Genomic DNA, 18,604 nt, shown 5'->3' with positions numbered 1-18,604 from the left:
GGGGGTCCTGTCTGGCCAAACACGGGATTGTTATAGGTCACAGGTTCTGCAACCTGCTTGTCGCTGAAGCAAGACCGCACTGCGTTGTAACGGCAATCAGCCTGACTTGCCATTCTTTTTCTGCCCGAAGGCGACCAAACGGTCACAAAATTCGGCAATTACCAATAAACACGGGGGATTTCCCCCAAGTAACACTTTATTTCCAGAGCACACGGCCGATGTAGTCTGCAGCAGCCTCGTACGTTTACAAGAAAAATTCTGGAGCGCGGATGAACATAAAACAAAAACTGACCTGGGCCTTCGCCGTAATCGCCGGCTTGCCGGCTTGCCGGTGATTCTGGTCGCCACCCTGGTGGTCCTCAACCTGCGCAGTGAAGCCCGCGAAGGCTTCGTCGACGGCAGCAGCCGCGAGATCCGCCAGGTGGCCAACGCCATGCAACTGTTCTTCGAAGGCATCAGCCAGAACGTCGACTACCTGGCCGCCCAGCCACTGGTCAGCGCTACCGGCGGCGAGGTGAAAAAGTACTTGGGCGCCGATGCCGCGCAAATCGCCCTGGGCGAGCATGACAAGAAACTCTACGACTTCTTTGCCAGCCTCGCCGCCAGTCATCCGGCCTACTCCTACGTGTCCTACGGTCTGAGCGATGGCGGTTACGCGTTCTGGCCGGGCGATGCGAAAATGGCCAACTACGACCCGCGCCAGCGCCCCTGGTACCAGGCGGCCATGGCCACCCCGGGCAAGACCCTGCGCACCGACGCCTATTACTGGGCCGGCGATGACGCCGTGCTGGTGAGCACCGTGCGCGCTGTCGCCAACCAGCTCGGCAACCCCGGCGGCGTGGTCAATATCGACGTCTCGCTCAAGCAGCTGACCGAGATCGTCAAGCAGATCAAGCTCGGTGAAAGCGGCTACCTGATGCTACTCGAAGACAACGGCAACGTGCTGGTCGACCCACGCGATCCGGGGCACAACTTCAAGCAGCTGGGCAGCCTCGGCGAGGGTTACGCGCAACTGGCCAAGGCCGGCAAGGGCCTGGTCGAAGTCGAGCTGGACGGCGAACGCTACATGGCCAACGTCTGGCCTTCGGAGCAACTGGGCTGGAATTTCATCGGCCTGATCCGCCATGACGAAGTGATGCACACCGCCACCCAGCTGACCTGGCTGGTCGCCGCTATCGCCATCGTGCTGGCGGCGGTGTTCGCCCTGGTCGGTGCGACTTTTGCCAAGCTCATCGTGCGCCCGATCCACAGCGTCACCAGCGGCCTGGAAGGCATCGCCCAGGGTGAAGGCGACCTGACCCGCAGCCTGGAGGTGCGCGGGCGCGACGAAACCGCGCAACTGGCCAACTGGTTCAACCAGTTCCTGGCCGCGATCCGCAACCTGATCCAGAGCATCGGCCAGGCGGCGAACAAAATCCTCGCCACCTCCAGCAGCTCGACCCAGGTTTCCCATGACATGGCCGAAGCCGCCGGGCGCCAGCGCGAAGCGGTGGACATGGTCTCGACCGCCTTCCACGAAATGGTCGCCACCGCCAACGAAGTCGCCCGCTCCTGCAGCCAGGCCGCCGATTCCGCCGACAGCGGCCAGCAGCAGGCCCGCGAAGGCCAACAGCAGATCGACGCGGCAGTGCAAAGCGTTGATCGCCTGAGTCAGGAGATCGAACAGTCGGCGCAGTCGATGCAGCAACTGGAGCGCGACAGCAATGCCATTCAGTCGATCCTCGGCACCATCCGCTCGATTGCCGAGCAAACCAACCTGCTGGCCCTTAACGCCGCCATCGAAGCTGCGCGCGCCGGTGAACAGGGCCGCGGCTTTGCCGTGGTCGCCGACGAAGTGCGGGCGCTGGCCAAGCGCACCGCCGACTCCACGGCAGAGATCGACCACCTGCTCGGCAACCTGGCCAACCGCACCAGTGAAGTGGCCCAGCAGATGCACGCCAGCCTGGAAGTGTCGCAACAGTCAGTCAGCCGTATCGGCCAGGCGCGCAACAGCTTCGGGCAGATCCGCGAGTCGGTGGACATCATCCGCGACATGAACACGCAGATCGCCACCGCCGCCGAAGAGCAGCACCAGGTGGCTGAGGACATCAACCGCCATATCAGCCAGATCCATGGTGATGCACAGCTGGTGGCGGAGCTGGCCAATTCGGCGCGCCAGGACTCGCAGAGCCTGGCCGGCTTGTCCAACGAACTGGATGCGCTGGTACGGCGCTTTCGCACCTGAGGGCTACAGGCGCAGCTCGCCCGGGGTAAAGCCGAACAGGCCCTTGAAGGCGGCGATGTAGGCCGAAGTGGAGTCGTAACCGCAGCCCAGCGCGGCCTCGGTGACGCTCTGCCCGGCCTCCAGCGCAGTCAGCGATGACAACAGGCGCATGCGCTGGCGCCAGCCGCGAAAGCTCAGGCCGGTTTCGCGCTGGAACAGGCGCGTCAGGGTTTTTTCCGAGGTGTTCAGGCGCTGCGCCCACTGCGCGAGCGTCTGGCCCTGCTCGGGCTGTTCGAGCAGTTCGTTACACAGCTCGAGCAAGCGCGGGTGCTGCGGCAACGGCAGCGAAAAGCCCACCTCCGGCAGCGCCCGCAACTGGTCGAGCAACACCGCGACCAACCGTGCCTCGGCGCTGTCGCCCTCGGCATAGTCCACCGGCAACAGGCAGAACTGCTTGATCAGCTCGCGGGCCAGCGGTGTCACCTCCAGCACCCGGCACTGCCCCGGGGCCCAGCTGGCTTCTTCGCGGCGAACATACAGGCTGCGCATCTCGGCCTGCATCGAGGTCAGCACCTCATGCTCGACTCCGGCCGGAATCCATACCCCCCACTGCGGTGGAGCAAAGTAGCTGCCATCGGCGGTATAGACCCCGAGCACGCCGCTGATCGCATACGAGAACTGCACCCAGTCATGCCGGTGGCGTGGCGTCCACGAGCCGGCACCGAGGCTTTCAGCGCGGGCATACAGGGGCCGGGGCAAGCGCTGCAGCTGGGGAATCGCCCGGGCGGTCGATTTTTGTCCGTTACTCGGCATCAGTTGGCCTTATGTCGCAAGACGGTAATCACTTGTCGAGCGTAGCCTCTGGGCTCAATGAATACAAAATGATTCGCAGGCCCGCCTATGCAAGCGCTCAAACACCTCAAACGCGTGGTAACCGACTGGTTCCTCTGCGGCATGTTCCTGGCGACCTTCCTCGCCTGGCTGTTCCCGCAGTTCGGCCGTAGCGGCGGAGCGCTGCATGCCGAAGTGGTGATCAATGTCGGCGTGTTCCTGGTGTTCTTCCTGCATGGCATCAACCTGTCCAGTGAACAGATCCGCCACGGCCTGAAGAACTGGCGCCTGCACCTGATGGTCCAGGGCTTTACCTTCCTGGTCTTCCCGCTGCTGTGGTGGCTGGGCAATAAAGTGCTCGGCAGCCAGTTGCCGGCGCTGCTGATGCTGGGTTTCTTCTATCTGTGTGCCCTGCCCTCAACCATTTCCTCGTCGGTGGCACTGACCGGCAGTGCCGGCGGCAACGTGCCGGCGGCGATCCTCAATGCCAGCCTGTCCAGCGTACTGGGGATATTCCTCACCCCCTGGCTGGTGAGCCTGGTGCTCGGCAGCGGCAGCGACGGCATTGATCTGGGCACGACCCTGCTCGACCTGTGCGCACTCCTGTTGCTGCCGCTGCTGCTCGGCCAGTTGCTGCGGCCCTGGTTGGGGCGCTTTTTCGCCCGGCACAAGCGCTACACCAATGTCATGGACAAGCTGGTGATCCTGCTGCTGGTGTATGCGGCGTTCTGCAACTCGATGGTTTCGGGCATGTGGCAGCAGCAAGGCGCCTCGGTAATCGCCATGGCCCTGGTGGGCAGCGCCGTGCTGCTGGGGTTGATTCTGCTGCTGACCACCCGCACCGCGCGGGCCCTGAACTTCAGCCCGGCGGACGAGATTGCGGCGGTATTCTGTGCCAGCAAAAAATCCCTCGCTGCTGGCGCACCGATGGCCGCGCTGATTTTCGCCGGGCACCCGGGGCTGGGGCTGATCCTGTTGCCGATCATGATCTACCACCCGTTGCAGCTGATCGTCTGCTCGATCATGGCCGAGCACTACGCCAGTCGCCCGGCCCGGCAAGCCAGCCCGGCGGCGCTGGTCAACGCTCGATGATCGCCGTTACCCCCTGACCGCCGGCGGCGCAGATCGAGATCAGGCCACGGCCCTTGCCGGCATTGGCCAGCAGCTTGGCCATGTTGGCCAGAATGCGCCCGCCGGTGGCGGCGAAGGGATGCCCGGCAGCCAGCGAACTGCCCTTGACGTTGAGCTTGCTGCGGTCGATTGAGCCCAGTGCGGCATCCAGGCCCAGACGGGTCTTGCAGTACTCGGGGTCTTCCCAGGCCTTGAGGGTGCACAGCACCTGCGCGGCAAAGGCTTCGTGGATTTCGTAGTAGTCGAAATCCTGCAGGCTCAGGCCGTTGCGCGCCAGCAAGCGGGGCACGGCATAGGCCGGGGCCATCAGCAGCCCTTCATGGCCTTTGACGAAATCCACTGCGGCGGTTTCGCCATCGACCAGATAGGCCAGCACCGGCAAGCCGCGCTCGCGGGCCCAGTCTTCACTGCCCAGCAGCACCACCGAGGCGCCGTCGGTCAGCGGTGTGGCGTTGCCGGGTGTCAGCGTGCCCTTGTCACTGCGCTCGAACACCGGCTTGAGGCTGGCGAGTTTCTCCAGGGTCAGGTCCGGGCGCAGGTTGTTGTCGCGGGTCAGGCCCAGGAACGGGGTCAGCAGGTCGTCGTGCCAGCCTTCGGCAAACGACGCGGCCAGGTTGTGGTGGCTGCGCAGGGCCAGTTCGTCCTGATCCTGGCGGGGGATGTGCCAGGTCTGCGCCATCAGCTCGCAGTGCTGGCCCATGGACAGGCCGGTGCGCGCTTCGCCATTGCGCGGCAACTCCGGCTTCAGATGCCCGGGGCGCAGTTGCAAGAAGGCCTTGAGCTTGTCGGCGGTACTGCGCGCGCGGTTGGCTTGCAGCAGTATCTGGCGCAGCCCTTCATTGACCGCAATCGGTGCATCGGAGGTGGTGTCGACGCCACCGGCAATGGCGCTGTCGATCTGCCCCAGGGCAATCTTGTTGGCCACCAGCAGCGCCGTTTCCAGCCCCGTGCCACAGGCCAGTTGCACGTCGTAGGCCGGGGTCTGCGGCGATAGCCGCGAGCCGAGCACGCTTTCGCGACTGATGTTCATGTCACGCGAATGCTTGAGCACCGCGCCGCCCACCACCTCGCCCAAACGCAGGCCATGCAGGCTGTAGCGCTCGATCAGCCCTTCGAGGGCAGCGGTGAACATTGCCTGGTTGCTGGCCTTGGCATAAGGGCCGTTGGAGCGGGAGAACGGAATTCGATTGCCGCCAATGATCGCGACCCGGCGCAATGAGCGCATACGTAACATCCTCTTTTACGAAACGGTCCGCTACAGCGTAGGTGTTTTTTGCCCAGTCGAACGACCAATGGCCAATCATGGTCCACACTTTGAAGCTATTTCAGGGAGAACCGCACATGAGCGACCGCTATATCGACTTCGCCAACTCCGACCTTGGCCGCCGTCTGGTAGGTGCCGTCGGCCTGCCCAGCCCGGCGCGCCTGGAACGTTGGCAAGCCGGCCGCCTGCGGCCGATCGAGGGCGCCCTGCTGCTCGGTGGCGGGTCGCTGGCAAAGACCGTCGAAACCTTCGCCAAGCGCCTGACCGATGAGTTGTACAGCTTTGCCAGCCCCGACCTTGAGGCCAGCGAATGGGTGGCAGGCTTGGGGCCCAAGCTCAAGGCGGTGGTGTTCGATGCCAGCGAACTGGACGATATCGACCAGCTCAAGCAATTGCGCGAATTCTTCCAGCCGCTGCTGCGCAGCCTGGCGCCCAGCGCCCATATCGTCATTCTCGGCCGCGCCCCGGAACAACTCGATGACCCGCTGGCGCAGGTTGCCCAGCGTGCCCTCGAAGGCTTCAGCCGCTCGCTGGCCAAGGAACTGCGCGCCGGCGGCACCCTGCAACTGTTGTATGTGAACGAAGCGGCCGAAGATCAACTCGAAGGCGCCCTGCGATTCTTTCTTTCGCCCAAAAGCGCGTTCATCTCTGGCCAGGTCCTGCGCCTGGAGGCCTGCGGCACAGCGGTCCAGGACTGGAGCCGGCCGCTGGCCGGGCGCAAGGCGCTGATCACCGGCGCCGCCCGTGGCATCGGTGCGGCGATTGCCGAAACCCTGGCCCGCGATGGCGCCGAAGTGATCCTGCTCGATGTACCGCCGGCCAAGGCCGACCTCGTGGCCCTGGCCGCGCGCCTGGGCGGGCGCAGCCTGGCCCTGGACATCTGCGCTGCCGACGCCGCGGCACAGTTGCTTGAAGGACTGCCCGACGGTATCGACATCGTCGTGCACAACGCCGGCATTACCCGCGACAAGACCCTGGCCAACATGACCCCGGAATTCTGGGACTCAGTGCTGGCGGTCAACCTCAAGGCCCCGCAACTGCTGACCCAGGCGCTGTTCGACAGCGGCGCCCTGCACGACAACGCACGTATCGTGCTGCTCGCTTCAATCAGCGGCATCGCCGGCAACCGTGGCCAGGCCAATTACGCCGCCAGCAAAGCCGGGCTGATCGGCCTGGCCCAGGCCTGGGCACCGAAGCTGGCCGAGCGCGGCGCCAGCATCAACGCCGTGGCCCCCGGGTTTATCGAAACACGCATGACCGCGGCAATTCCCTTCGCCCTGCGCGAAGCGGGGCGACGCATGAGTTCGCTGGGCCAGGGCGGCCTGCCCGAGGATGTCGCCGAAGCGGTGGCGTGGCTGGCGCAACCGGGCAGCGGCGCGGTCAATGGCCAGGTGCTGCGGGTTTGCGGCCAAGCCGTGATGGGGGCCTGAACATGAGCCGCACATGGATCGAGTTGGGCAGCACGGCGGCGCTTTCCGGGCTGTACCTGCGCGCCGCGCGCAAGCGCAAGATCAGCGGCGACCGCCTGCCCGGCACTGGCTTGCGCTGCCACTTGAGCGTCGACCCGCAGCAGCTTGAGGCTTACCGCAAACTCTGCCATTTCAGCGACGACGGGCGCCTGCCGCCGACCTTCCCGCATGTCATGGCCTTCGCCCTGCAGATGCAGTTGCTGACCGCAAAGGACTTTCCCTTGCCGCTGCTGGGGCTGGTGCACCTGCACAACAGCATTCGTGTGCTGCGCCCGCTGGGCGGCATCAGTCGCCTGCGTTTCAGCGTGCATGTAGAGAACCTGCAGCCCCATGAAAAAGGCGCCACCTGCGACCTGATCACCGAAGCCGAAGACGGCCTCGGCCTGATCTGGTCCGAAACCAGCCGCATGCTCTGCCGAGGGCTGAAACTGAGCGGCGACGCGCCTGCGGTAGACGAGCCCGAAACCCTGCCCTTGAGCGAACTGACCCGCTGGTACGCCGACAGCGATATCGGCCGGCGTTACGCCAAAGTCTGCGGCGACTACAACCCGATCCACCTCAGTGCCGCCAGCGCCAGGCTATTCGGCTTTCCTACCGCCATTGCCCATGGCATGTGGAGCAAGGCCATGGCCCTGGCCGCCTTGCGCGGGCACCTGCCGGTCAGTGGCTATGAGATAGGGGTGGGCTTCGTTAAACCGGTGCGCCTGCCCAGCGAGGTGAACCTCAATGCCAGCCCGGCCGCGGCCGAGGGCCAGTTGCAGCTCGACGGCCATGGCGAGCTGGTGCACATGCGCGGCGCCTGGCGGCCAATGAGCTGACAGCGCCCTCTTGCGTTGCGACGGCGCCCGCCTGAAGCTATGCCGCTTGAGGAGAGCCCCGATGAATTTGCAAGAACTGACCGAACGCCTGCACCGCATCCGCGACAACAACGACTGGCGCGGCTTTCACAGCCCGAAGAACCTGGCCATGGCCGCCAGCGTCGAGATGGCCGAGCTGGTGGAAATATTCCAGTGGCTGACTGAAGACCAGTCGCGCCAGTTACCGCCCGAGCAGCTGGAACACGCCGGCCAGGAAGTCGGCGATATCGTCCTCTACCTGTTGCTGCTGTGCAGCGAGCTGGGCCTGGACATGGAGCAGGTGGTCAGAAGCAAACTGGCCGACAGCGAAAGGCGTTTTGCCAAATGAACGACCGTCACTTCGATGAGCTGGCGACCCGTTTTGCCGAAAAAATCTATGGCGGTGCCAAAGGCGCGATCCGCCTGGCAGTACTCCAGGCGGACCTCGCCGAAGCGCTCCCTGATCGCCCGCTGCGGGTACTGGATATCGGCGCGGGCCTGGGTCATATGTCGCTGTGGCTGGCCCAGCGCGGGCACCAGGTGACTCTGGCCGAACCCGCCGCGCCGATGCTCGACGGCGCCCGAGAGCGCTTTGCCGAAGCCGGCCAGCAAGCCACCTTCATCCAGGCACCGTGGCAGGACCTGCTCGGCCAGTTGACCGAGCCCTATGACCTGGTGCTGTGCCACGCGGTACTGGAATGGCTGGCCGAACCTGAGGCCATCCTGCCGGTGCTGCATCAATTGACCCGCACCGATGGCCTGCTGTCGTTGGCGTTCTACAACCGCGACGCGCTGGTGTACCGCAACCTGCTCAAGGGCCATTTCCGCAAGTTGCGCAGCAACGAGCTGGCCGGTGAAAAGCAGAGCCTGACCCCGCAAAAACCACTTGATCCACGCACGCTCAAGGCGCAACTTGAAGACTTGTGGCAGGTCGAAAGTGAAAGTGGCGTGCGGGTTTTCCACGACTACATGCCCCGCGATTTCCAGGCCAAGGCCGAGCTGCTCGACCTGCTGGAAATGGAGCTGGCGCATCGTCGTCACCCGGCCTTCGCCGGCCTGGGCCGCTACCTGCACTGGATCTGCCGACCGCGCTGAAGCGCACCCGCCGGGAGGGTGACATGCCGTACCGTTTGACCCTGGGCCTGCTGTGCCTGGCCCTGGCCGCCTGCCAGGGCAGCAACCCGTATGTGGCCAGCTCCCGCCCGTTGCCCCCGGCCCCCGCACAGGCCGCCACGACCTTCGATGCCAGCGCCTACCCGGCCGCGCCGCGCGACTACGCCCGCTACCGCAGCTGGGCCTGGCTCAACGGCCAGTTGCCGGCGGGCAGCACCTATGCAGAGCCTGCACAGCTGGCCGATGCGGTCAGCAACGCCCTCGACCAGCGCGGCCTGCGCCCGGCGCGCAATGGCCAGGCAGGCGACCTGCTGGTGAGCGCCGACCTGCGCCTGGAACGGCGCCTGCGCCAGGTGCGCGAAGACTACTACCCCTACGACAACTACCCCTATGGTGGTTACGGCGGCTACGGCAGTTTTGGCCGCTATCACAATGGCTACGGGGCCTACGCCAGCGTGCCGCTGGTGCGCACATACGAGGTCGAAGTGATGGTGGTGCACGTCGAGCTGTATGACGCCCGCGACGGCCAGCCAGTCTGGAGCGCCAGTGCCGAGACCGCCAGCCAGGACTCCCAGGGCAAGCGCGCGGACGCGGTGCGCGAATCAGTGCAAAAGGCCCTGGCCAGCTATCCTCCCAGTTAAAGGTAATCGGAGAACCATCATGTTGCGCCGTCTCGCTTTACTCTCGCTCGCGCTGCTGCTCGGCGCCTGCCAGAGCAACAATGTCACCCAGGATTTCGATGCCAGCCGCGACTTCGCCGCTTACCGCAGTTGGGCCTGGCAAGAGCCGGGGCTGCAATACCGCCCGGATGACCCGCGGATCAAGAGCGACCTCACCGAACAACGCATCCGCCAGGCGGTGGCCGGCCAGCTTGACCAGCGTGGCCTGCGCCCGGCCCAGGGCAACAGCCGCCCGGACCTCAAGGTGCAGTCCTACCTGATCGTCGAGAACCGCCAGCAACAAGTCACGACCAATTATGGCGGCGCCTGGGGTGGCTACTGGGGCGGCTACTGGGGTGGGCCGATGTACAACGAAACCCGCAGCGTCGACTACAAGGTGGCAACCATCCAGGTTGACCTGTTCGACGCCCGCGACGGCAAGCTGGTATGGCGCGGCAGTGCCGAACAGATCATGAACAACTACCCGCCAAGCCCGGAAGAACGCAACTCGGCCATCCAGAACACCGTCGCCAAGCTGATGGGCAACTACCCGCCACGCTGAACCCCACCCGCCAGTCGCCATGCAGGCGACTGGCCATTATCTTGTCTACACTCCTTTGCACTGCTGCTGCCCCGCGCGGCCTTGGGCCGGCAAAGGAGTGCTCGTGTCTACTCGCTTTCCAGCACGGCAACGTGGCGCCATCGGCTTGATCGCCGCCCTGACCCTGGGCATGGCCTTATTGTTCGGGCTGTTGGTGGTCGACAGCGGGCGGCTCTACCTGGAGCAGCGCAAGTTGCTGCGGGTGGTCGATATGGCGGCACTGGAGGCAGCCGGGCAAAGCGCCGTGTGCAGCGGCCCCGGGCCCCAGGCCGCGGCCCTGGCCCAAACCAGCGCCAGCCGCAATGGTTTTACCCTGGCCGAAGGGCGAACCCTGGCCACCGCTTGCGGCACCCTGCAGACCGGCGTCGACAGCCTGCGCCGTTTTACCGTCAACCCCGCACGCAACGATGCGATCAGGGTTATCGCCCAGAACAGCGTGCCCACCAGCATCGCCGCCGGGGTGCAGGCGCTGGTTCGCGGCAATACCCTGCCTACCACCACCAACCTCACGGCCCAGGCCGTGGCGGCGACGCCGAAGCCACCCTTGGCCGTATTGCGCATCCGTACAACCCTGGCCGACATCGACTCACGCAAGTCGGCATTGCTCAATGCCCTGCTCGATCCGTTGGGTGGGCGGGTGCAACTGGATGCCCTGGGCTGGCAAGGCCTGGCCAACACGGATATCAACCTGCTCAAGTACCTGGACCAACTGGCAATCAACGTCAATGTACAGGCCGGCAACTACGACGAGCTGCTGGGTAAGCAGCTGTCGGCCACGCAACTGATCCAGGCGGCAATCGACGTATTCAAACAAGGCAGCAACACCGCCATCGACGTCGCCACCAACCTGGGCAAGCTCACCGTCGCCACCGATGACAACCGCGTGCTCAAGCTCAACGAAATCCTCGATATCCAGGCCGGCACCGCCAAGGCCGGGCTGGACACCAGCCTGCAATTGCTGCAACTGGTGCAAGGGGTGATCCTGCTGGCCGACAAGTACAATGCCGCTTCGGTCGAGTTGCCCTTCAATGCCCTGGGGCTGGTCAGCGGCAAGGTGCAGATCAAGGTCATCGAGCCGCCGCGAATTTCCGCCATCGGCAATCCGCAGACCGACGACATCAGCGTGCAGACTGCACAGATCCGCACCCTGGTGTCGCTGAATACGCCGGTAGTCGATACCCTCGGCGGCATCGTCACGGAAGTGCTGAAGCTGGCCGCACCGCTGACCAATATCCTTAACAACCTGCTGCACCTGAACCTGCTGGGCACCGTACAGTCCCTGACCTGCGCACTCGGCGTGCCGTGCAAGGTCAGTGACATCGAAGCCCTGAGCAAAGCTGCACGCATTGATATCAGCATCGACACGGTCAAGGCGACCAGCCGTGTCAGCGCCTACCGCTGCAGCCCCGACAAGCAATTGACTGCGTCAACCGACAGCGCGGCAGCCACGGTCACCATCGGCAAGATCGACAACCCGGCGACCTTCTTCAGCACCGGTAGCGGCACGGTCACCCCGATCCCGCTGATCGATATCGGTACCAACATCTGCACCAGTGTGCTCGGGCTGTTTCCCAAATGCGCAACCCGGGTGCCCTGGGTAGGCGGGGGCGTGGGCATCAAGCCGGATCCGCTGCAGGTACTGTCACGCCACGAGAACCTGCTGTTCAGTGGCGCCAACCTGCCGGAGATCGGCAAGCCTGCGCCTTACCTGAGCATGCAACCGATCAACGTGGTGCAAAGCCTGAGCACCACCATCGATACCCTGCCTTTGCAGGTCTACAAACCACAGAACGGTGATGTGCTGGGCGAGATCCTCAGTGTTGCCAGCAGCGTGCTGACCGGGGTGACGAATATCCTCAAACCGATGATCAAGAACCTGCTCAGCCCGCTGGTCGATCCCCTGCTCAACGCCTTGCTCAAGGTTCTCGGCATCGACCTGAACACGGTCGAGGTCAGTGCCAACCTGACCTGCTCCAGCTCCCGCGCTCAACTGGTGCTGTAGACCGGCAACTCGATACAGAACCGCGCCCCCAGCTCGGCGTTCTCGACACTCAGGCTGCCGCCCATGGTGTCGATGATGCCGTAGCTCACCGACAGCCCCAGGCCAGTGCCAACGCCCACCGGCTTGGTGGTGAAGAACGGCTCGAAGATGCGTTCGAGCAAACGCGGCTCGATGCCGCCGCCGTTGTCCTCGACCAGCAGCCGTACGTGCTGCCCTTCCCGCTCAAGCCCCACGGAGATCCACGGCTGCAGCTCGCGGTGCTGCTCGCGGCGGGCCAGCAGGGCATCGCGGGCGTTGACCAGCAGGTTGATCAGCACCTGCTCCAGCTGATCCTGATGACCACTGACCTGTAGCTGCTGCCCGGGGGCCTGCACGCGCAGTTCCACGCCCTTGCCGCGCAAACCGTCGGCCAGCAACGACAGGGCGCCCTCCACCGCCTGCCAGGGCGCGAACGGTTGCTGCTCAAGCTCCGAACGCCGACCGAACACGCGCATGTGGTCGACCACCTTCGAGGCGCGCAGCACCTGGGCGTCGATACGCTTGAGTTTGTCTTGCAAGTAGTCGACCTCGGCGTTGCCGTTTTCCAGACGCTTGAGCGCGTTGACCACGGCCATGCGCATGACGTTGAGCGGCTGGTTGATCTCATGGGCAAGGCCGGTGGCCATTTCACCGAGGGTGGCCATTTTTGCGCTTTGCAGCAGTTGCTGCTGGGTGCGCCGTACTTGCGTGTTGTCGCGGCCCACCGCCTGGATTTCCTGCAACTGGCCGTGCTCATCGAACAATCCGCGATCAGACCACAACCACCAGGCATGCTCGCGCCCTGGCAGTTGCAGGCAGATCTCGGCGCTGCTCACCGGCTGCTCCGGGGTCAAGCCCGCCAGGCGTTCGACAAAGGCCTGGCGCTGGGTCGCGGACAGCCACTGGCCGAGGTTCACGCCGGCCAGTTGCGCGGGCGGGCATTCCAGGTAATCAGCCAGAGGCTGGTTGCCGAACAACAGGCTCAGGTCCGGCCGGTAGCGACAGATCATCGCCGGTGAATCCTCGACCAGCACCCGATAGCGCTCCTCGCTCTGGCGCATTTTTTCCGCAGCCTCGGTGGCCTCGCTGACGTCCAGCCAGATGCCCACCACCTCCACCGGCAAACCGAGGTCATCGCGCAGCAGGCGCGCTTCATCCAGTACCCAGTGATAACCGCCATGCTGATCACGCAGGCGATAGCGGCTGCGGCTCTGACCGTGCTGCAAGAGCATCCGCGTGCGCTCCAGCCACAGCAGCTGATCATCGGCGTGCAGCCACTGCCCCGGTTGCAGGGGCTCGCCGGCCAGCGGCTGCCAGCCGAGCATCGGCGTCAGGCTGGCGCTGCAGAACTCGGTGAGCAATGCGCCCTCGGCGTAGCGCTGGATGTAGATCACCGCTGGCGAGCTGGCGATCAGGTTTTCCAGGCGCGCCTGGGCAGCGCTGGCCTGCAGCTGTTGCGCCTTGATGTCGCTGATGTCGAGCATAAAACCCTGCACCCGGCGATTGCCGCCGCTGCCGTGCACCTGGCCGCACAAGCGATACCAGCGCGGCTGCGCCTGGGTGCTGTGGTCGAGCAGGCGCAGGCTCAGTTGCAAGGCGCAGCCCTGGCGCTGCAGCTCGGCAAACGCCAGCTGGACCGCCTCGCGGTCTGCCGGGTGCACGCGGCTCAGCCATTGGTTAAGGGTAAGCGCCGCCGGAACGCCCAGGCTCTGGGCCAGTGCCGGGTCCAGATGCAACTGCGGCTCGTCCAGACGCCATTGCCACCAGCCAGCCCCCAGTTGCAGCTGCAAGCTGTCCAGGCGTTCGCTCTGCTGATGCAGTTGATGCGCCGCCAGGCGAGCGAGCAGCGGTTCGACAAAGGCGGCGGCGACCAGCAGGGCATCCTCGGCCTGCAGCACCTCTTGCGGCTCGATGCAGATCAGCCAGGCCTGGTTGACCTGGCCCTGGGCAAACGCCAACAGGTAAGTCGCCAGCCCTGGAAACAGGGTCTGTAGCGCGGGCTCACTGGCACTGCTGAGCATGCTCGCCGGCAACTGCCGATCGAGCAACGGCGCAAGCTGTTCGTCACGCAGCCAGTGCAGCGCATCGCCACTGCAGGCGTAGATCTGCCAGCCCTGCTCGGTTTGCACCAGCACTCCCGCGCCACGGGCCCGCCAGTGGCGTACCAGCCAGTTGAGCTGTTCTTCGGCCACCGCTTGCAGGCGTTCGATGCTGCAGGCGCGCAAGGCGCAGGCCAGGTGCGCAGTCAGGTGTTGCTGGCGCTCGGCAGCCAGGGCTTGCTGGCGGTGCAGCAACAGGTCGCCGATATCGAATAGTTGCAACAACCAGCCATCGCCCTGGGCTTGCAACCAGCCGCGGGTGTGCAAGGTGTGGCCACCGGCCGCCTTGAAGTCCAGTTCCAGAAGCTGCCCCTGCCAGTCTGCCGGCTCGCCTTCGAGCACCAGCAGGCTGTAGGGCTGCACGTAGTCGTGCAGACGTACCCCGGCCTGGGTCGGCAGCGCCAGCGCCGCGCGCAGCGGGCCGGCCTGGCGCAACACCCTGGCCGCGCCATCGAGCCACAGTTGCAGGCCCACCGCCGGCACCTCGGGGGCTTGCGCCACGGGCTCTTCGACCGGCGCCGCGCGCCCGCGCCAGCGCTCGAACAGGCTTTGCCCGCCACTCACAGCTGCAGGCTCGCTTCGGCCTTGAGGCTGTCGGGCAGGCGCGGCACCTCACCGATGCCCGGCAGTTTCAGTACCGGCAATACCGCGGTCAGTTTGCTCTTGGCGTAGTTGATCTTCACCGTCAGCAGCTTGCCCGGGGTAAGGACAACCTTGGCATCGCTGCTGAACTGGAAAGCCAACGGCGCTGGCATCCACGCCAGTTGCTCGCCGAGCACGCGCTTGGCCAGCGCCTCGACATCAGCGCCGTAAGTGGCGCTGGCAGGATCCAGCGCCACACAGCGGCGTACCGCTTCACTGCTGGCCTGGTTGAACGATTGCAGCATCAGCATCGGCAGACCGTAGCTGACCACCCCGTAGAAGACCGCGAAGAAGATCACGAATACCGCGACAAACTCGAGGGCTGCCGCGCCTTTTTGCCGCTTGCACAGGCTTGCTTGCATGATCGCGTCTACCCTGACAGTGACACCTGAAAGACAGCATAGAATCATTCACCACAAAGGGATGGCCTTTCGCCAATGCAAAGCATTGTTCTGCTGCTGTGGCTTGCCTTGTGCTCTGAACAAGATCTGCGCGAACGCCAGATCGCCAATACCCTGACCCTCGGCGCCGCCGCCTGCGCCCTGGGCTACCTGTTCGTTACCGGACACACCTGGATTGGCGCCGACGCCAGTGAAGGCGGCCTGGCGCTGGCCATCGTCATGCTGCTGACCCTGCCCGGCTACATGCTTGGCCGCCTCGGCGCCGGCGATGTGAAATTGCTCGGTGCCCTGGCCCTGGCCACTGATCGCATGCACCTGTTGGGGACATTTATCGGTGCCGGGGTCGCAGTTGTCGCCTGGCTGCTGAGCCGCCGTTGGCTGTGGTCCCTTTTAAGTCAGAAGGTTAAGAACCGTCTGAAGCAATTGAGCGAAGAATCGTCAAAAAAACAGCCGTTCGCGCCATTCCTGCTAGTCGGTTTTCTACTGGCGGCGGTCTGGATCAATTAGCCGAATACCGCACGCAAAAGGATGTACAAACCTTGTACATAGTCAAAAAGTGCGACTACTTTCTAGTGTGTGCCAGGAATGGATCCAGGCTCGACCTGGCCGCGGGAACACCAAGGCGAATAGCGCAGGGAGTTGCATGTGAGCAAGCCAGTCAGTGAGTTGAAGGTGCTGGTCGTGGACGACCAGCCACTGATAGTCGAAGAGTTGTGCGAATTTCTCCAGGGCAGCGGCTACCGTTGCCTGCCCTGTCATTCCAGTACCCAGGCCATCGAGCAGTTCAGTGTCGATCAGGAGATTGCCCTGGTGGTGTGCGACCTGCACATGCCCGACTGCGATGGCCTCGAACTGATGCGCGCGCTCAAGGCCATTGCCGGGCCGCAGCGTCAGTTCGAAGCGATCATGCTCACCGGGCGCGCGGCCAAGCAGGACGTGATCAAGGCGCTGCGCGAAGGCTTTGCCGACTACTATCAAAAACCGGTCGACCTCAACGAGCTGCTTGAAGGGGTACAACGCCAGGAGGCCGCCGTGCTGGAGCGGCGCCGCAGCTACCAGCACCTGGGTGACCTGAACCAGAAACTGCAGTTTCTCGCCGAGTCGATCGACGATCTCTACCAGGACCTGGACAAGGCCCGCGGGCTCGGTGCGCACCGGCGCGCCAGCGATATCGAGCCGGAAGCTGAAAGCGACAACCTGCCAGCGCTGTTCGACAAGTTGTCACCGCGCCAGCTGGACGTGGCCAAACTGGTCAGCAAGGGCAAGACCAACTACCAGATCGCCTGCGAACTGGGCATCACCGAGAACACCGTGAAACTCTACGTGTCGCAGGTGCTGCGCCTGACCCACATGCACAACCGCACCCAGCTGGCGCTGGCGTTGTCACCCGGCTCCTCGCCCCTGCATCAGCGAGTCACGGCGCACTGAGTGCGCTTTGGCGGCTGAGTCACTTGTCGGACGCACCGGTACTTTCCCAGCGGTAGAAGTCCGGGATCACATATTTGTAGCTGTCCAGCCAGCGCTGCATGCTCTGGTCGCGCTCCTTGGGCGTGGCCGTCTGCGGGATCTTCGAGGCTTCAAGGTTGCGTGCCTGTAGCTGCAGCCAGGCTTCGGTGGTTTGCTGGGCCTTGGACGAAGGCCCGCCCTCCAGCGCCAGGGCGGCCAGGGGTAGTGCGCTGAGGGCAAGCAGGAGCAATGACCTGTTCATCACGACCTCACTGTTGGGTGACGCTTGAGGCTTCTGGGGTAACCACCGCGACCTGGTCGGTCCGCGCCGCGGGTTTCTTCAGTTGCTCGGCGCGCGCCCGGGCTTCACTGAATTGCGCCGGCGTCAGGCGCAGGCGGCTGACCAGGTCGGCAGCCTGCTGGAATTTGTCCTGGTACAACAGCAGGCTCACCAGGTTGACCGCCGCCAGGGCGTTGTTGTCTTTGAGCTCGATGGCGGTAAGGAACTCGAAACGCGCTTGCTCGACATTGCCCTGGTTCAGGTAAACCACGCCGAGGTCGTTGCGCACCTTTTCGTCGGTCGGCGCCAGGCGCACCGCGCGCAACAGGTGGCGCTGGGCCTGGAGGTTGTCGCCACGGGCCGAGGCCAGTTGCCCAAGGCCATGCTCGCCTTCTGCTGCCAGGCAGCCACCGAGCAGGCTGCGGTACAACGGTTCGGCTTCGCTGCGCCCGAGCAGGCGCGACACCCGGGCCTTGCGCAATCGCACCTGGGCCATGTCCGCCGGCAACGCCTCCAGGTGCGCCAGGCTGGCATGCGGGCGGCCCTCGGCGAGCATCTCGTCGGCCATGCTCAAGGCCAGCTCCTGGGCCGAATCCGGCTTGCTGCAACTGACCGGCATACCCGGCAAGGCCAGCCACTGTGCGCCGTCCTGAGTGGTACAGCCAGCGAGCAGCGCCAGGCTCATGATCACCATGACTGCTTTCATGCACATCCCTCCGCTCATGAACCCAAGGCCTTGGCCAACGCCGTAAAACCGGGCCCTGCCAACACAATTAGCAAGGCCGGAAACAGGAACACCATCATCACTATCGACATCTTCCCGGACATCTTCGAAATTCGCTCCTGCATGCGCGTCAGGCGCCGGTCATCGAGCAGTTGCTTGAGTGCCAGCAACGACTTCATCGCCCCGCCGCCCTGGCTCAGCAGTTGCTGGAGGATCACGCAGCTGTCGCTGAACTCATCGACGCTGAGCAATTGCGCGGTTTTTTCCAGCTCCGGGGCCAGGGCCAGGCCGGAGTCGACCCGCAGCAGAATCGCCCGCAGCTCCTCACTCAGCACCGGCAACAGTTGCCGTGATTCCTGGCTCAGCACGCGCAAGGCCTGCTCCACCGCCAAGCCCGATTCGAACAGGATCCGCAGCAGCGGAATAAAGGTCGACACCTCCCGGGCCACCTGCTGCTGACGGCGCGCCGCCGCCCAGGCCAGCAAGCGCTTGGGCAACAGGTAACCGGCGCCCATGGCGCACAGCGGCAGTACCAGCCACGGGGTCTGGCTGGTGTGGTACAGGGTTTCCTGCGCGATCACTCCCAGGCCCAGCGCCAGAAGCGGCGCCCCCACCTGACAGGCAGCGAACAGCGCCCGTTGCCGGCTACGCCGCCAGCCGATGCGATCAAGCAGCAAACGTGTCTCGCCGTCCAGACTCAACGAACGCTGGCCCAGGCGGCTGGCGCCGAGCTGCTGCAGCCAGTTGCCCAAGCGGTTGTCCGCGCCCAGCTGGCCCTGCAAGCGCTGGGCGACCAGGCGCTGACGATGCCGCTGGCGCAGGAACTGAGCCAGCAGCAAGGCAAAGGCGGCAAACAACATCAGGGCACTGAGCAGCAGGGCCATT

Annotated in this window: 17 protein-coding genes and 1 pseudogene; 11 read left to right on the top strand and 7 right to left on the bottom strand. The window is 64.7% G+C overall.

Annotation, left to right across the window (positions count from 1 at the left end):
• The first annotated feature begins 269 nt into the window (after positions 1-269).
• A pseudogene (locus UB48_RS11595) lies at positions 270-2,224 on the top strand (methyl-accepting chemotaxis protein).
• Between the two features lie 3 nt (positions 2,225-2,227).
• On the opposite strand, the gene UB48_RS11590 reads toward UB48_RS11595, so the two are convergent.
• On the bottom strand, positions 2,228-3,016 hold the full coding sequence (locus tag UB48_RS11590; RefSeq protein WP_045197073.1) for a helix-turn-helix transcriptional regulator: 789 nt from the start codon (positions 3,014-3,016) through the stop codon (positions 2,228-2,230).
• Positions 3,017-3,103: 87 nt separating this feature from the next.
• Here UB48_RS11590 and UB48_RS11585 point away from each other — a divergent pair, with 87 nt between their 5' ends.
• Complete coding sequence (locus tag UB48_RS11585) at positions 3,104-4,126, top strand: bile acid:sodium symporter family protein (RefSeq protein WP_045197071.1); 1,023 nt, start codon at positions 3,104-3,106, stop codon at positions 4,124-4,126.
• On the opposite strand, the gene UB48_RS11580 is transcribed toward UB48_RS11585, so the two are convergent.
• Complete coding sequence (locus UB48_RS11580) at positions 4,113-5,390, bottom strand: acetyl-CoA C-acetyltransferase (protein ID WP_045197069.1); 1,278 nt, start codon at positions 5,388-5,390, stop codon at positions 4,113-4,115. The genes UB48_RS11585 and UB48_RS11580 overlap by 14 nt on opposite strands.
• A 116-nt stretch (positions 5,391-5,506) precedes the next feature.
• Between UB48_RS11580 and UB48_RS11575 the strand changes: the two genes are divergently transcribed.
• From UB48_RS11575 to UB48_RS11545, 7 genes are all read left to right on the top strand, one after another.
• A complete protein-coding gene (locus UB48_RS11575; protein ID WP_045197067.1) occupies positions 5,507-6,859 on the top strand; it encodes a 3-oxoacyl-ACP reductase in 1,353 nt (450 codons plus the stop codon).
• A gap of 2 nt (positions 6,860-6,861) precedes the next feature.
• On the top strand, positions 6,862-7,716 hold the full coding sequence (locus UB48_RS11570) for a MaoC/PaaZ C-terminal domain-containing protein (RefSeq protein WP_045197066.1): 855 nt from the start codon (positions 6,862-6,864) through the stop codon (positions 7,714-7,716).
• A 61-nt stretch (positions 7,717-7,777) separates the two neighbouring features.
• Positions 7,778-8,083, top strand: a complete 306-nt coding sequence (locus UB48_RS11565; RefSeq protein WP_045197063.1) for a MazG-like family protein — start codon at positions 7,778-7,780, stop codon at positions 8,081-8,083.
• A complete protein-coding gene (locus UB48_RS11560) occupies positions 8,080-8,829 on the top strand; it encodes a methyltransferase domain-containing protein (protein ID WP_045197061.1) in 750 nt (249 codons plus the stop codon). Before UB48_RS11565 ends, UB48_RS11560 begins: the two co-directional genes overlap by 4 nt.
• Before the next feature lie 23 nt (positions 8,830-8,852).
• On the top strand, positions 8,853-9,488 hold the full coding sequence (locus UB48_RS11555) for a DUF4136 domain-containing protein (RefSeq protein ID WP_045197059.1): 636 nt from the start codon (positions 8,853-8,855) through the stop codon (positions 9,486-9,488).
• Positions 9,489-9,507: 19 nt separating this feature from the next.
• Entirely contained in the window at positions 9,508-10,068 is a 561-nt protein-coding gene (locus UB48_RS11550) for a DUF4136 domain-containing protein (RefSeq protein ID WP_045197057.1), read from the top strand.
• Between the two features lie 103 nt (positions 10,069-10,171).
• Positions 10,172-12,109 (top strand): pilus assembly protein TadG-related protein, encoded by a 1,938-nt coding sequence (locus UB48_RS11545; protein WP_275559578.1) that lies wholly within the window; start codon positions 10,172-10,174, stop codon positions 12,107-12,109.
• Here the strand turns inward: UB48_RS11545 and UB48_RS11540 are convergent.
• Both UB48_RS11540 and UB48_RS11535 read right to left on the bottom strand, forming a co-directional pair.
• On the bottom strand, positions 12,094-14,790 hold the full coding sequence (locus UB48_RS11540) for an ATP-binding protein (RefSeq protein WP_045197055.1): 2,697 nt from the start codon (positions 14,788-14,790) through the stop codon (positions 12,094-12,096). The two genes, UB48_RS11545 and UB48_RS11540, sit on opposite strands and share 16 nt — an antisense overlap.
• The gene (locus UB48_RS11535) at positions 14,787-15,230 is read right to left on the bottom strand and encodes a TadE/TadG family type IV pilus assembly protein (RefSeq protein ID WP_045197053.1); all 444 of its coding nucleotides are present in this window, start codon (positions 15,228-15,230) and stop codon (positions 14,787-14,789) included. The genes UB48_RS11540 and UB48_RS11535 overlap by 4 nt, the downstream gene beginning before the upstream one ends.
• A gap of 75 nt (positions 15,231-15,305) precedes the next feature.
• Between UB48_RS11535 and UB48_RS11530 the strand changes: the two genes are divergently transcribed.
• Entirely contained in the window at positions 15,306-15,776 is a 471-nt protein-coding gene (locus UB48_RS11530; RefSeq protein ID WP_045197051.1) for a prepilin peptidase, read from the top strand.
• Between the two features lie 138 nt (positions 15,777-15,914).
• Positions 15,915-16,697 (top strand): response regulator transcription factor, encoded by a 783-nt coding sequence (locus UB48_RS11525; RefSeq protein ID WP_045197049.1) that lies wholly within the window; start codon positions 15,915-15,917, stop codon positions 16,695-16,697.
• Positions 16,698-16,716: 19 nt separating this feature from the next.
• Here the strand turns inward: UB48_RS11525 and UB48_RS11520 are convergent, their stop codons facing one another.
• The 3 genes from UB48_RS11520 to UB48_RS11510 are packed head-to-tail and all read right to left on the bottom strand — an operon-like array spanning position 16,717 to position 18,603.
• Entirely contained in the window at positions 16,717-16,977 is a 261-nt protein-coding gene (locus UB48_RS11520; RefSeq protein ID WP_045197046.1) for a DUF3613 domain-containing protein, read from the bottom strand.
• 7 nt (positions 16,978-16,984) lie between these two features.
• Positions 16,985-17,701, bottom strand: a complete 717-nt coding sequence (locus UB48_RS11515) for a tetratricopeptide repeat protein (RefSeq protein ID WP_045197112.1) — start codon at positions 17,699-17,701, stop codon at positions 16,985-16,987.
• A 14-nt stretch (positions 17,702-17,715) separates the two neighbouring features.
• Positions 17,716-18,603, bottom strand: coding sequence for a type II secretion system F family protein (locus UB48_RS11510; protein WP_045197044.1), 888 nt, complete (start codon positions 18,601-18,603; stop codon positions 17,716-17,718).
• Between the last annotated feature and the right edge of the window lies 1 nt (position 18,604).

Origin of the sequence: Pseudomonas sp. 2(2015) (assembly GCF_000955865.1) — a bacterium.
GTDB lineage: Bacteria > Pseudomonadota > Gammaproteobacteria > Pseudomonadales > Pseudomonadaceae > Aquipseudomonas.
The sequence above is the reverse complement of the archived record's forward strand: the minus strand, read 5'-3'. Positions and strand labels throughout refer to the sequence as shown.

Excerpts from the sequence above, each read along its gene's own strand:
- UB48_RS11560 (WP_045197061.1), top strand. The coding sequence starts at position 8,080 with ATGAACGACCGTCACTTCGATGAGCTGGCGACCCGTTTTGCCGAAAAA.
- UB48_RS11520 (WP_045197046.1), bottom strand. The coding sequence starts at position 16,977 with ATGAACAGGTCATTGCTCCTGCTTGCCCTCAGCGCACTACCCCTGGCC.
- UB48_RS11555 (WP_045197059.1), top strand. The coding sequence starts at position 8,853 with ATGCCGTACCGTTTGACCCTGGGCCTGCTGTGCCTGGCCCTGGCCGCC.
- UB48_RS11510 (WP_045197044.1), bottom strand. The coding sequence starts at position 18,603 with ATGGCCCTGCTGCTCAGTGCCCTGATGTTGTTTGCCGCCTTTGCCTTG.
- UB48_RS11530 (WP_045197051.1), top strand. The coding sequence starts at position 15,306 with ATGCAAAGCATTGTTCTGCTGCTGTGGCTTGCCTTGTGCTCTGAACAA.
- UB48_RS11535 (WP_045197053.1), bottom strand. The coding sequence starts at position 15,230 with ATGCAAGCAAGCCTGTGCAAGCGGCAAAAAGGCGCGGCAGCCCTCGAG.
- UB48_RS11575 (WP_045197067.1), top strand. The coding sequence starts at position 5,507 with ATGAGCGACCGCTATATCGACTTCGCCAACTCCGACCTTGGCCGCCGT.
- UB48_RS11550 (WP_045197057.1), top strand. The coding sequence starts at position 9,508 with ATGTTGCGCCGTCTCGCTTTACTCTCGCTCGCGCTGCTGCTCGGCGCC.
- UB48_RS11590 (WP_045197073.1), bottom strand. The coding sequence starts at position 3,016 with ATGCCGAGTAACGGACAAAAATCGACCGCCCGGGCGATTCCCCAGCTG.
- UB48_RS11585 (WP_045197071.1), top strand. The coding sequence starts at position 3,104 with ATGCAAGCGCTCAAACACCTCAAACGCGTGGTAACCGACTGGTTCCTC.
- UB48_RS11515 (WP_045197112.1), bottom strand. The coding sequence starts at position 17,701 with ATGAAAGCAGTCATGGTGATCATGAGCCTGGCGCTGCTCGCTGGCTGT.
- UB48_RS11565 (WP_045197063.1), top strand. The coding sequence starts at position 7,778 with ATGAATTTGCAAGAACTGACCGAACGCCTGCACCGCATCCGCGACAAC.
- UB48_RS11570 (WP_045197066.1), top strand. The coding sequence starts at position 6,862 with ATGAGCCGCACATGGATCGAGTTGGGCAGCACGGCGGCGCTTTCCGGG.
- UB48_RS11580 (WP_045197069.1), bottom strand. The coding sequence starts at position 5,390 with ATGCGCTCATTGCGCCGGGTCGCGATCATTGGCGGCAATCGAATTCCG.